This window comes from Streptomyces hebeiensis (assembly GCF_052983195.1).
On sequence record NZ_CM129812.1, the window covers coordinates 7,223,485 to 7,236,199 of the forward strand.

Genomic DNA, 12,715 nt, shown 5'->3' on the forward strand with positions numbered 1-12,715 from the left:
TGAATTAAATCAGTCGCTTGACTTAGCTTGGCTCGGTCGGGTTACCTGAAGGCGGGCCGACGGCCGGACCGGAGGAGGTTCGCATGGATTCGAACGACGGCGCGCGGGTGTGGTGACCATGGCCGGCGGAACCGTTCGGGCCGAACAGGTGAGCGTCACCCGGGAGCTGCTCCTGACGGCCGCGGAACGGCTGTTCGCCGAGCGCGGCGTGTACGCGGTGTCCAACCGGCAGGTCAGCGAGGCCGCGGGGCAGGGCAACAACGCCGCGGTCGGCTACCACTTCGGCACCAAGGCCGATCTGGTGCGAGCCGTCGTGCGCAGGCACGCCGAACCCATCGAGCGACAGCGCGTCAAGCTCTTGGCGCGGATCGGCGACTCCGCCGAGCTGCGGGACTGGGTGGCCTGCCTGGTGCGCCCGACCCATGAGCATCTGGCGGCACTGGGCAGCCCCACCTGGTACGGGCGTTTCTGTGCCCAGGTGCTGACCGACCCCGCGCTGCGCCAGATCATGTTCGAGGAGTCGCTCGCCTCCCCGTCGCTCCAGAGAACCGTCGAGGGCCTGCGCCGCTGCCTGCCGGACCTGCCGGCCGAGGTGGGCGCCGAACGCGCCGCCATGGCACGCCAGTTGCTCATCCACACGACCGCCGAACGGGAACACGCGCTCGCCGAGAGTACCCACACCCCCTGGTCCAACTGGCACGACGCCGCTTCCGGCCTGATCGACGCGATCGTCGGAATGTGGCTGGCGCCCGTCACGCGCGACCGTGTGGCGAAGGACGACTGAGGAGAACCGATGACGAATCGAGGAACCGGCATGACCAGCACAGCGAACCCGGCGGACGAGCGCACGGCCCGGATCCCGGAGTTCCCGATGGCCAGGGCCGCGAAGTGCCCCTTCGATCCGCCCCCGGCGCTGCGGGACGAGCAGCGGGAAGGGCCGCTCAGGAAGGTCCGGCTGTGGGACGGCAGCACGCCGTGGCTGGTGACCCGGTACTCCGAACAGCGGGCGCTGCTGGGGGACGCGCGGGTCAGTTCCGAGGTCACCCGGCCGGGCTTCCCGAACCAGGCACCGGTCAGGAGCGGGAGCACCGGACTGAGTTTCATCACGATGGACGACCCGGAGCACTCCCGGCAGCGGCGCATGGTGACGGCTCCGTTCGCCATCAAACGGGTGGACGCGCTGCGGCCCGCCGTGCAGAAGATCGTCGACGACCTGATCGACACCATGCTCGCCGGCCCCAACCCGGTGGACCTGGTGGAGGCGTTCGCCCTGCCCGTGCCCTCGCTGGTGATCTGCGAACTGCTCGGTGTGCCGTACGCCGACCACGACTTCTTCCAGTCCAACAGCAGGGTCCTCATCACGCGGGACGTGGACCCCGAGGAGCGGTGGGGCGCCATGAAGCGGCTGACCGACTACCTGGACGAGCTGCTGGGCGAGAAGATCGCCCACCCCGTCGACGACCTCCTCTCCGGACTGGTCCCGCGGATCGAATCGGGTGAACTGACCCGTGATGGGGCGGCCCAGATGGGGGTGCTGCTTCTGCTCGCCGGCCACGAGACCACCGCGAACATGATCGCGCTCGGCACCCTCGCCCTCCTGGAACACCCCGACCAGCTCGCTCTGCTGCGGGAGACCGACGACCCCAAGCTGGTCGCCTCGGCGGTGGAGGAACTGCTGCGCTACCTCAACATCACGCACGGCGGGCGGCGCCGGCTGGCGCTGGAGGACATCGAGATCTCCGGGGAGACCATCCGCGCGGGCGAGGGGATCATCGTGCCCAACGAAATCGGGAACCGGGACCCCGAGGTCTTCGCCGACCCCGACCGGCTGGACCTCCGGCGCGACGCCCGTCGCCATGTGGCCTTCGGTTTCGGTGTGCACCAGTGTCTGGGCCAGCCGCTGGCCCGGATGGAGCTCCAGGTCGTCTACAGCACGCTCTACCGCCGGATCCCCACCCTGCGGTTGGCCACCGGACTGGAGAAGATCCCGTTCAAGCACGACGGGTCCGTCTACGGTGTCTACGAGCTTCCGGTGGCCTGGTGAACCACCTCTGACGGCCGGACAGGGCCCTCAGTCCCGTACCCGAAGATGAGCGAGAAGAAGGACAGAACATGCGTGTGGAATTGGACGAGCCGAAGTGCGTGGCGTCGGGGCAGTGTGTGATGGCGTCGCCGGAGGTGTTCGACCAGCGTGACGAGGACGGTGTCGCGGTCCTGCTGGAGGAGACACCCGGTGCCGAACTCCTGGACGCGGTCCGGGAAGCCGTGGCGATCTGTCCGGCGGCGGCGATCCGGCTGGTGGAGGGGTGACGCGGTACGTGATCGTGGGGGGATCGGCCGCCGGGCTCGCGGCGGCCGAGACCCTGCGCCGCGAGGGCTACGACGGCACGCTCACCCTCATCGGCGACGAGCCGCATCCGCCCTACGACCGGCCGCCGCTGTCCAAGCAGGTGCTGGCCGGTCAGTGGGACGCCGACCGGCCGCGCCTGCGCACCCCGGCCGACCTGGACGCGCTCGGCCTCGACCTGCGGCTGGGGGTGGCCGCCGCCGGGCTGGACACGGCGGGCCGTACGGTGCGGCTGGCGGACGGGACGTCGGTGGCCTACGACGGGCTGGTCGTGGCGACGGGGGTGCGTCCGCGCCGGCTGCCCGGCCAGGGCGCGCACGTTCTGCGAACCCTGGACGACGCGCTCGCGCTGCGCGGGCGGCTGGCGGCGGGACGGCATCTGGTGGTGGTGGGGGCCGGGTTCCTCGGGGCGGAGGCCGCCGCCGTGGCGCGTGGGCTGGGTGCCCGGGTGACCCTGCTGGAGCCGGCTCCGGTGCCGCTGGCGCACGCTGTCGGCGAGTCGGTGGGCCGTGTGCTGTCGCGGGCCCATCTGGAGCACGGGGTGGATCTGCGGACCGGGGTCACCGTGGTGGAGGCGGGCGCCGGCGGGGTGCGGCTGGCGGACGGCACGGTGGTCGAGGCCGACGAGGTCCTGGTCGCGGCCGGTTCGCTGCCGAACACCGAGTGGCTCGACGGCAGTGGTCTGACGGTGGAGGACGGTGTGGTGTGCGACGCGTACTGCCGGGCCGCGCCGGGCGTGTACGCGGCCGGGGACGTCGCGCGCTGGCACAATCCGCTGTTCGGGGTGGCGATGCGGATCGAGCACCGGACGAACGCGGCCGAGCAGGGCATGGCCGCCGCCCGTAACCTGCTGCGGCCCGAGGCGGGCAAGCCGTTCGCGCCGGTGCCGTACTTCTGGTCGGACCAGTACGACATGAAGATCCAGGCCTACGGCTATCCGCGGGGCCACGACGAGGTGACCGTGGCCGAAGGGGACCTTGCCTCGGGCCGGTTCCTTGCCGTCTACCGCACCGGGGACCATGTGTCCGGGGCGCTCGCGGTCGGCATGCCGCCCAAAACGATCCGCTCCTGGCGCCAGGCCATCACCACCCGCACCCCCTGGCACGACGCGATGGGAGCCGTTTCCGTGAACTGACCCGCCCCGCCGACAGAGAGACCGGCTTCCCCCGCCGCGCGAGGGAAGCCGGTCTCTCCGTTCCGTGGGGGCGCGCTCCCGCGCCCCCACACGGATCAGACGGGTTCGGCCTCCCGGCTGTCGGGCACGGTGGCCGTCATCACGGTCCCGTCCGGACGCCGGCTGCCGACGATGTCCCGTACGGTGGGCGCGCCGGCCAGCCGTGGCGTGGGTGCGAGCGCCACGGTCACCGGGGCCTGCGGCCCCACCGTGACCTCCTGCCCGCGCACGACGAGTGTGGCCTTGTCGCCGTCCTCCACGGTCAGGGTCAGCTCACCGTGCCGTATGTCGGCCCGTACCCGCGTGCCGCGCAGCGTCAGCCGGAAGGTCAGCTGCTCCCACTCCTCGGGCAGCCGGGGATCGAGCGTCACCGTCTCCCCGTGGTCACGCATGCCGCCGAAGCCGTTGACGAGCGCCGTCCACACCCCGCCGGCCGACGCGACGTGCACCCCGTCGGAGCTGTTGCGGTGCAGGTCGGCCAGGTCGACGAAGAGGGAGGAGGTGAAGTACTTGATCGCCAGGTCCTGGTAGCCGACCTCGGAGGCGATCACCGACTGCCCGGCCGCCGACAGGGTCGAGTCGCCCGTCGTCAGCGGATCGTAGTAGTCGAAGTTGGCGCGCTTCTCCTCCGGGGTGAACTGGTCCCCCTGGAGGAACAGCGCCAGCACGACATCGGCCTGCTTGAGCACCTGGAACCGGTAGATCACCAGCGGGTGGTAGTGCAGCAGGAGCGGCCGCTTCTCCTCCGGCGTCTGGGACAGGTCCCACAGCTCCTTCTCCAGGAACTGCGCGTCCTGCGGATGCACCCCGAGATTGGCGTCGTAGGGGACGTGCATCCGGTCGGCGATCCTGCCCCACTCGACGACCTCGTCGTCCGTGAGGTTCAGGCGCGCGGTCATCCGGGCGTACTCCCGGGGATGGTCGTCGCGCAGTTTGCGGCTCGCCTCGGCGGCGGAGCGGAGGTTCGCCCGCGCCATCAGGTTGGTGAACAGACTGTCGTTGACGACGGTCGTGTACTCGTCGGGCCCGGTCACCCCGTGGATGTGGAACGTGCCGGCGCCGGTCCCCCGCCAGAAGCCGAGGTCGGCCCACATACGGGCGGTCTCGACGAGGATGTCGATCGCCTCGCGGGCGAGGAACGCCTCGTCACCGGTGGCGTTGACGTACTGCCGGACGGCGTGGGCGATGTCCGCGTCGATGTGGTACTGGGCCGTCCCGGCCGCGTAGTAGGCGGACGCCTCCTGCCCGTTGATCGTGCGCCACGGGAACAGGGCGCCTTCCTGGTTGAGCTCGGCCGCCCGCTGCCGGGCCGCGTCCAGCATCAGGTACCGGAAGCGCAGCGCGCTGCGGGCCGTCTGCGGCGAGGTGTAGGTCAGGAACGGCAGCACATAGATCTCGGAGTCCCAGAAGTAGTGCCCCTCGTAGCCCGAGCCGGACACTCCCTTGGCCCCGATGCCGAGGCCGTCGGCGCGGGCCGTCGCCTGCGCCAGCTGGAACAGGTTCCACCGCACGGCCTGCTGGATCTCCGGCCGGCCCGCCACCGAGACATCGCTGCGTGCCCAGAAGTCGTCCAGCCAGGCGCGCTGGGACTCGAACTGCTTCTCGGCTCCCTCGGCGGCCGCCCGGTCGAGGGTACGGCGGCAGCGGTCGGCGAGTTCGAGGGCGGGGACGCCGCGCGAGGTGTGGTAGCTGACCACCTTGGTGACGACGATCGGCTTGCCCCGGCGTGCCCGCACCCGGTAGACGTGCTTGGCGACGTCCTCCTCGATGTGGCCGTGCTCCTCGTACTCGTTCTCGGTCTCGATCGTGTGGTCCGCGGCGCACGCCAGCGTCATCCCGGAGGACGTGCACCGGTAGCCAAGGACGTAGCGGCCGTCGCCGGAGTCCTGCGTGGTGGGCTGGAGCACCCGCCCGTCGAACCGCGGCGCCTTGCGGGGGTCGAACCCCTCGCCCAGCGCCGCCGAGGGCACGTCGTACTCGTCCTGGCCGTCCTGGCGGTTGAGGATCTGGCTGGAGAGCACGACGGGGGCGTCGGCGTCCAGCATGGTCACCTCGTAGGTGAGGACGGCCAGGTGGCGCTGGGTGAAGGAGACCATGCGCCGCGAGCGGATGTGCACGCGCTTGCCTGCGGGCGTGCACCACACCAGTTCACGGGAGAGCACTCCGTCGGCGAAGTCCAGAGTGCGCTCATAGGACTCCAGGTCGGCGACCGACAGCAGCAGCGGCTCGTCGTCCACGTACAGCCGCAGGACCTTGGCGTCGGGGGCGTTGACGATCGTCTGGCCGACCCGGGCGAAGCCGAACGCCTCCTCGGCGTGCCGGATGGACCACGTCTCGTGGAAGCCGTTGACGAAGGTGCCGTGGCTGTGGCTCTCCCGGCCCTCCTCCGCGTTGCCGCGCAGGCCGAGGTAGCCGTTGCCGACGGCGAACAGGGTCTCGGTGCGCCCGAGGTCGGCGGCGTCGTAGATGACCTCCCGGAGCCGCCATTCGTCGGCCGGGTACCGGTTACGGTCGAGGGGATCGCTGCTGGCGGATGGTGCGAAGTTCATGAACGCTGCTCATCGGACTCGTCGTTGCACAGGAGAAGGGCGTCGAGGTCGTCCACGACCTGGTGCGCGCCCGCTTCGGTCAGCGCCTCGGCGCCGGCGCCCCGGTCGACGCCGACCACCAGGACGAAGCCGCCCTTGCGGCCCGCGGTGACGCCCGACTCGGCGTCCTCCAGCACGGCCGCCCGCTCGGCCGGGACGCCCAGTTCCTCGGCCGCGTACAGGAAGGTGGCGGGGTCCGGCTTGCCCGGCAGCCCTCGCTCCGCGGCGGTGACGCCGTCCACCACCAGGGCGAACCGGTCCGCCAGCCCGGCGGCTTCGAGGACGGGCCGCGCGTTGCGCGAGCTCGACACGACGGCGATCCGGCGGCCGGCCGCGACGAGCGCGTCGATCAGCCGTACCGAACCGGGGTACGCCGTGACGCCCTCGGTCCGCAGCACCTCGTTGAACAGAGAGTTCTTGCGGTTGCCCAGACCGCACACGGTCGCGGCGTCCGGCGGGTCGGACGGGTCGCCGTACGGCAGGCTCAGCCCGCGGGAGACGAGCAGCGCCCGCACTCCCTCGTACCGCGGCTTGCCGTCGATGTGCGCGAAGTAGTCGCGGTCGGTGTACGGCGGCTCGACACGGCGTTCGGCGAGGAACGGGGTGAACAGCTCGGACCAGGCGCGCATATGCACGAGCGAGGTGGGAGTGATGACTCCGTCGAGGTCGAACAGGACGGCGTCGACCTCCCCGAGGCACCTGGCCAACTGTCCTTCGGCGGGCGGCGCGGTTCCCAAACTTCTCTCCTTGGTGCCGTGTTGCGCTGTGTCACGCGACGAGCGTTTTGGTGCGGTGTTACAACTGGGTGTCGCTTGGATCAACGTACCGTCTTGACCCCGCCCCGGCGTACCACGACGGAATCCCAAGTGGCCGCGCCCGGACCGGGTTCGGAGCCGGCGTGCGCTCGTGGCGGACCGGCGTCCGGGAAGAAGGCGGGGGCCGGGGCCCCGCGGGCGGTCGCCTCCCTCACCCCGGCGGACCGGACCGGCCGGGCCGCGCGCCCCGGGTCTGTCACGGTACTGCGGTCGGCGGACGCCCCGTCAAGCGTCGTCCGGCCGGGGCCGTCCCTCCAACAGGCCGACGAAGGCACGGAACGCCGCCGCCATGTCGACGGACTCCGGGTCGTGCAGCCACTGCACCTGGAGCCCGTCCATCACGGCGATCAGCAGGGGAGCGGCCTGCTCGGGGGTGAGACCGCTCGGGAGTTCGTCGCCGTACTCCGCCCGCAGCGACATCGCGGCCCGGGCGCGGACCGTGCCGTAGCGGTCCCGGAAGAAAGGGCGCGCCGGATGGTCCTCGGTGACGCTGTCGCCGGCCAGCGCGGTGAAGACCTGGACGACGCCGGGGCGGGTCGCGTTGTACTCGACGAGGCTCGCCAGCATCTCCAGCGGCCAGGCCGTCGTGGACAGCAGCGCGGCGGAGGCCATGTCCCACTGGTCCCGCGCCTCCAGCACGGCGGTCAGCAGCGCGTCCTTGGACGGGAAGTGGTGGAGCAGGCCTTGTTGGGTCAGGCCCACGCGCTCCGCCACGGCGGCCATGGAGGCGCCCCGGTAACCGCGTTCGGCGATCACTTCGAGGGCGGCCTGCACGATCTCGGCGCGCCGGTCCTCGCTCCGCGCCGTGCGGCCACCGCTGAGGGTCCGCGTGAGCCGGGTGGCCGTGCCCCCGCCCTCGTCGCCGGGGTCGTCCGTCGTCATGCCGGTGAGCCTAACGTGCGGAGGGCGTCCGTGCGGACGACGAGGTAACGAGTGTGTTACTTGGCCTACCCATCTACAGACGGGGCCGGTTCCGTGGACGGTCCGACCGCACGCCGTCGGCCGGCGGTACGGAGTTCTCTGGTCCCCTCGTCCTTGCCCTCCCCGTCATCGTGCCCGGCGAGGCGGGTGCGCGCGGGAGAGTCTCCGCCGGTCATCCGGTCGAACGGGCGTACGCGCGTCGAGGAGGCGCGGGCGGGGTTAATCTGGCCGGGTAGCCCACTGTCGGGACGCAGCCCATGAACGAACGAGAACGTCCTCACGGCAGGCGAGCCCCCGCTCCCGCCCCGGACGGTCGCGCCAACGCCCGCATCGCGATCGATGCCGCGGGGGTCGTCACCGCCTGGAACGAAGGCGCCGAGCGCCTGCTGGGACACCCCGCGCACGAGGCCGTGGGGCGCCCCGCCACGGCGTTCCTGGCCGAGGGCGCCTCCTGCGACGTCCCCCGCGACACAACCCCCGGTACGCCGTGGAGCGGCTGGACGGACCTGCGGCACCGGGACGGCGCCCCGGTCCGGGCCCGCCTGGTGGTCCACCACCGGGCCGCGGAGGACGGTGCCGCCGCCGACTGGCTCGTGTGCGTCGCCCTGGAGGGAACCGCCCGGGCGCCCGGCGACGCCCGTCTGGAGCAGTGGGCGTACGGCCAGTCCCCGTGTGCGGTCGCCGTATACGACCTGGACGGGCGGCTGCGCAGCGCCAACCGGGAGATGGAACGCGTCATGGGGCTGACGGAGGACGAGGTCCGCGGGCTGCGGCTGTCCGAGATCGGTGGAAAACGGAAGAGCCGCGAACTGGAGGAGCAGCTCGACCGCACGCTGGCCGACGGGGACCGGCGCGGTGTACGGACCTTCATGCGGACGGGCGGCGAGGCGAACGAGCACGACTGGTCCGTCCGCTTCGCCCCGCTGCGGGACGGTGACGGCGAGGTGCACGGGGTGTGCCTCGCCGCCTTCGACATCACCGAGCAGGCGCTGGCGCGCAGGCGGCTGCTGCTCGTGAACGACGCGTCCGTCCGGATCGGCAGCACCCTGGACGTGACCCGGACCGCCGAGGAACTGGCCGAGGTCTGCGTCCCGCACCTCGCCGACTTCGTGAGCGTGGACCTGCTCGAACCGGTGGCCCAGGGCGCCGAGGCCCCCGTCGGCCCGATCGACGGCACGGTACCCCTGTGCCGCGTGGCGCACCGCTCACGCCGGGAAGGGGCCCCCGAGGCCCAGGTCGCCGTCGGTGCCGTCAAGTCCTACGGGCCCTTCGCCCCACACGCGGCCTGTCTGGCGTCGGGGCGGCCGGTCGTCCACCGCCACACCGACCCGGCCGCCCGCCGATGGGCCGAGCACGAGCCCGAACAGCACCGCCGCGCCGCCGCGTTCGACTTCCGCTCTGTCATGGCCGTGCCGCTCAGGGCACGGGGCGGGACGCTCGGAGTGGTCGTGTTCTCCCGGTTCGGGCGCCCCGATCCCTTCGTGTCCGACGATGTGCTGCTGGCCGAGGAGATCACCGCCCGCGCGGCCGTGTGCATCGACAACGCCCGCCGTTTCACCCATGAGCGCGACACGGCGATCGCGCTCCAGCGCAGCCTCCTGCCGCACGGGCCGGTACGGCCGTCCGCGGTGCGCGTCGCCCACCGGTACCTGCCCGCCTCACCGGAGGCGGGAGTCGGCGGCGACTGGTTCGACGTCATCCCGCTCTCCGGCGCGCGCGTCGCCCTGGTCATCGGCGATGTGGTGGGCCACGGCGTCCAGGCGTCGGCCACCATGGGCCGGCTGCGCACGGCGGTGCGCACGCTCGCCGACGTGGACCTTCCCCCGGACGAACTGCTCACCCACCTCGACGACCTGGTCATCCGCCTGTCCAGCGAGCAGCACACCGACTCGCCGGTGCAGGAATCCGGCGCCACCTGCCTCTACGCGGTCTACGACCCCGTCTCGCGGCACTGCACCCTGGCCTCGGCCGGACATCCGGCCCCGGTCGTGGTCGGTCCCGACCGGACGCCGCTGGCCGTCGACCTGGCGGCCGGCCCGCCGCTCGGGGTGGGGGGACTGCCCTTCGAGACGACGGTGTGCGTGCTGCCCGAGGGCAGCACGCTCGCCTTCTACACCGACGGTCTGGTCGAGAGCCGTGAGCGCGCTTTCGAGGAAGGGCACCGGCTGCTGCGCGAGACAACCACCCGGCCGACAGGCTCGCTCGAGGAGCTGGCCGACACCCTCGTACGCACCCTGGTCCCCGACGAGGGAGCCTCCGACGACGCGGCGCTGCTGCTCGCCCGCACTCAGGTGCTGGACCCCGCGCGCACGGCCATCTGGAACGTCACCGCCGACCCCGCCCAGGTCGCCGAGCTGCGCCACGAGGTCCTCGCGCAGTTGAGCGCGTGGAATCTCCAGGAGGCGTCCTTCGTCACCGAACTGGTCACCAGCGAGCTGGTGACCAACGCCATCCGGCACGCCGCCCCGCCGATCGAGCTGCGTCTGATCGTCGACCGGACCCTGATCTGCGAAGTGTCCGACTCCAGCGCCACCGCCCCGCATCTGCGGCGGGCCAAGAGCTTCGACGAAGGGGGCCGCGGCCTGCTCCTGGTCGCCCAGGTCGCCGACCGCTGGGGCAGCAGGCCCACCCCGACGGGAAAGATCATCTGGGCGGAGCAGAACCTGGCCGCGCCCCACTGAGGAGCCCGGCGCACGGTACGCCCGCCCACGCGCCCGGGGAACGGGGGCGCCGGACCCGCGCCGCGGCACGGCAGGGAGCCGCACGGTTCACAGGTCGATCCGGTAGGGCAGCAGGCACACCACCACGTCCGTACGGGCCCTGAGCACGCTGGCCAGCAGGATGCCGCGCTGGTTCTGCAGGATCCGGTAGCGGCGATGGCGCGGTTCCACCTCGGCGATCAGGACGGCCACCTGCCGGCCGTCCCGCGCCACCCGCCGGACGTAGGCGACGATCGGCAGCACCAGGGACCGGTGCGGGCTGTCGATGATGTCCAGACGCACCCCGGGGTCCCAGCGTGCCCAGGCGTTCTGGAGGGCGCGGGCCCGTTCGGGGTCGGAGTGGACCGCGACCGCCACGACCTCGTCGCCCAGCGCGAGGGCGGCCGTCAGGGCACGTCTGGCGAGCGCGCTGACCTCGCCGAGCGGGACGATGACCAGCGAATCGGTACGCCCGGGCGGACCGGGGACCCTACCCAGCCCCAACTCCTCGCCGACCGCCGTGTAGTAGCGCTGGACACGGGCGAACAGCAGCATCAGCAGCGGGACGGCGACCACCACCACCCACGCTCCCTCCAGGAACTTGGTCGTCAGCAGGACCAGGCCGGCCGCCGACGTCAACACCGCGCCCAGACCGTTGAGCAGCGCGCGGGCGATCCGGCCGGAACGTCGCGTGGTGAGCCAGTGCCTGACGAGGCCGGTCTGACTGATGGTGAAGCCGATGAAGACGCCGATGGCGAAAAGGGGGATCAGCCGCTGTGTCTCGGCGTCGACGGCGATCAGCAGCAGCGCCGCCAGCAGGGCCAGCGCGACCACCCCGTACCGGTACACGGGCCGCTCGGCACGCAGCCCGAACAGGTGGGGCAGCCGGTTGTCCCGGGCGAGCAGGCTCATCAGGACCGGCAGCCCGCCGAAGCTGGTGTTGGCGGCGAGGCCGAGGACGAGGGTGACCGCGATGTTGGTCGCGTAGTACCCCCAGCCGGTGCCGTACGCCCCCGCGGTCAGCTGGGCCAGCACGGTGACGCCCTCGCGCGGCGCCACGTGGTCCCTGCGGATCAGCAGGGACAGCCCGAGCAGCATCGCCCCCAGGAGCGCGCCCAGCATCAGCTCGGTGCGCTGGGCGCGCCGGACCCGTGGCGTACGGAACCCCGGGACCGCGTTGGCGATGGCCTCCACGCCGGTCAGCGCGGAGCAGCCGGCCGAGAACGCCTTCAGCAGCAGCAGAACGCCGAGGGCCTCCATGGCCGGAAAGGTCATCGAGCCACCGACCACGGCCACCGGCCCGGACCGGACGAGCCCCACCACGACGACACCGAGGACACTCACGACGAACACCGCGGCAGGCAGCATCAACGCTCGCGCGCTTTCGGCGACGCCCCGCAGATTCAGGGCCGTGAGCACGGCCAGCCCCCCGAGACAGACCTCCAGGGAGTACGGCGCGAGGGAGGGGAAGGCGGAGGCGAGACTGGCGGCCCCCGCCGCCAGGCTCACGGCGACGGTCAGTACGTAGTCCACCACCAGGCTCGCCGCCGCCAGGAGGCTCACCCGTGGCCCGAGGTCCTTCTTGGCCACGGCGTAGGCGCCTCCGCCGTCCGGGTGCACCGCGATCACCTGGCTGTAGGAGACCACCAGGACCGCCAGCAGACCCACGATGACCAGGGTGATCGGCAGGGTCGCCGTCAGCGCCCCGGTCCCCGCGGCGACCAGCACCACCACGATCGCCTCGGGCCCGTACGCCACCGAGCTCAGCGCGTCCAGGGACAGCGCGGCGAGCCCCTCCAGGCTCGTCAGCCGGTTCCTGGAGCCCTCGCCCGGCCGCAGCGGCACGTCGGGCCGCACCTGGCGGCGGGCCAGCCCGAAGGTCATGGATGCCCCTCCCGATGCGGCGGGCGCGCGGGGCCGCGCCGGTCCGTCCCGCTCGCGCACGCGCACGCGCACGCGGGGACCCTCGTCCCTGGGTACCAGGTGGCGGTCCGCGCCGCGAGGTGTTGACGGCCGTCCGAGCGCGCGGGGGCTACCGCGGCAATCTCCCATGCGGTCGCCGACGGTGACCGGCCGTCCGTGCGGACAGGGGGCGGCCGCGCGGCCGTCGTCGCTCCGGACGGGCGGAGAGCCGGAGGCCGTCGGGCCCGGGGTGACAGGTGGCCGGAAGT

The 12,715-nt window shown here is 72.4% G+C and carries 9 protein-coding genes; 5 read left to right on the forward strand and 4 right to left on the reverse strand.

The window, feature by feature from the left end; translation table 11 throughout:
- Positions 1-118: 118 nt before the first annotated feature.
- From ACU6P3_RS30970 to ACU6P3_RS30985, 4 genes are all read left to right on the forward strand, one after another.
- The gene (locus ACU6P3_RS30970; RefSeq protein ID WP_447195110.1) at positions 119-784 is read left to right on the forward strand and encodes a TetR/AcrR family transcriptional regulator; all 666 of its coding nucleotides are present in this window, start codon (positions 119-121) and stop codon (positions 782-784) included.
- A gap of 30 nt (positions 785-814) precedes the next feature.
- Positions 815-2,044, forward strand: a complete 1,230-nt coding sequence (locus ACU6P3_RS30975) for a cytochrome P450 (RefSeq protein ID WP_447195111.1) — start codon at positions 815-817, stop codon at positions 2,042-2,044.
- Between the two features lie 68 nt (positions 2,045-2,112).
- The gene (locus ACU6P3_RS30980; protein ID WP_447195112.1) at positions 2,113-2,310 is read left to right on the forward strand and encodes a ferredoxin; all 198 of its coding nucleotides are present in this window, start codon (positions 2,113-2,115) and stop codon (positions 2,308-2,310) included.
- Positions 2,307-3,482 carry an NAD(P)/FAD-dependent oxidoreductase gene (locus tag ACU6P3_RS30985; RefSeq protein ID WP_447195113.1) on the forward strand — a complete coding sequence of 392 codons (1,176 nt, stop codon included), beginning with the start codon at positions 2,307-2,309 and terminating at the stop codon, positions 3,480-3,482. The genes ACU6P3_RS30980 and ACU6P3_RS30985 overlap by 4 nt, the downstream gene beginning before the upstream one ends.
- 95 nt (positions 3,483-3,577) lie before the next feature.
- On the opposite strand, the gene ACU6P3_RS30990 is transcribed toward ACU6P3_RS30985, so the two are convergent.
- From ACU6P3_RS30990 to ACU6P3_RS31000, 3 genes are all read right to left on the reverse strand, one after another.
- The gene (locus ACU6P3_RS30990) at positions 3,578-6,070 is read right to left on the reverse strand and encodes a glycoside hydrolase family 65 protein (protein WP_447195114.1); all 2,493 of its coding nucleotides are present in this window, start codon (positions 6,068-6,070) and stop codon (positions 3,578-3,580) included.
- Positions 6,067-6,846, reverse strand: coding sequence for an HAD family hydrolase (locus tag ACU6P3_RS30995; RefSeq protein WP_344268292.1), 780 nt, complete (start codon positions 6,844-6,846; stop codon positions 6,067-6,069). The genes ACU6P3_RS30990 and ACU6P3_RS30995 overlap by 4 nt, the downstream gene beginning before the upstream one ends.
- 303 nt (positions 6,847-7,149) lie before the next feature.
- Positions 7,150-7,806 (reverse strand): TetR/AcrR family transcriptional regulator, encoded by a 657-nt coding sequence (locus tag ACU6P3_RS31000; RefSeq protein ID WP_078854082.1) that lies wholly within the window; start codon positions 7,804-7,806, stop codon positions 7,150-7,152.
- Positions 7,807-8,102: 296 nt separating this feature from the next.
- Here ACU6P3_RS31000 and ACU6P3_RS31005 point away from each other — a divergent pair, with 296 nt between their 5' ends.
- Positions 8,103-10,526 carry a SpoIIE family protein phosphatase gene (locus ACU6P3_RS31005; protein ID WP_447195115.1) on the forward strand — a complete coding sequence of 808 codons (2,424 nt, stop codon included), beginning with the start codon at positions 8,103-8,105 and terminating at the stop codon, positions 10,524-10,526.
- An 87-nt stretch (positions 10,527-10,613) separates the two neighbouring features.
- Here the strand turns inward: ACU6P3_RS31005 and ACU6P3_RS31010 are convergent, their stop codons facing one another.
- The gene (locus tag ACU6P3_RS31010) at positions 10,614-12,428 is read right to left on the reverse strand and encodes an APC family permease (RefSeq protein WP_447195116.1); all 1,815 of its coding nucleotides are present in this window, start codon (positions 12,426-12,428) and stop codon (positions 10,614-10,616) included.
- Positions 12,429-12,715 lie beyond the last annotated feature (287 nt).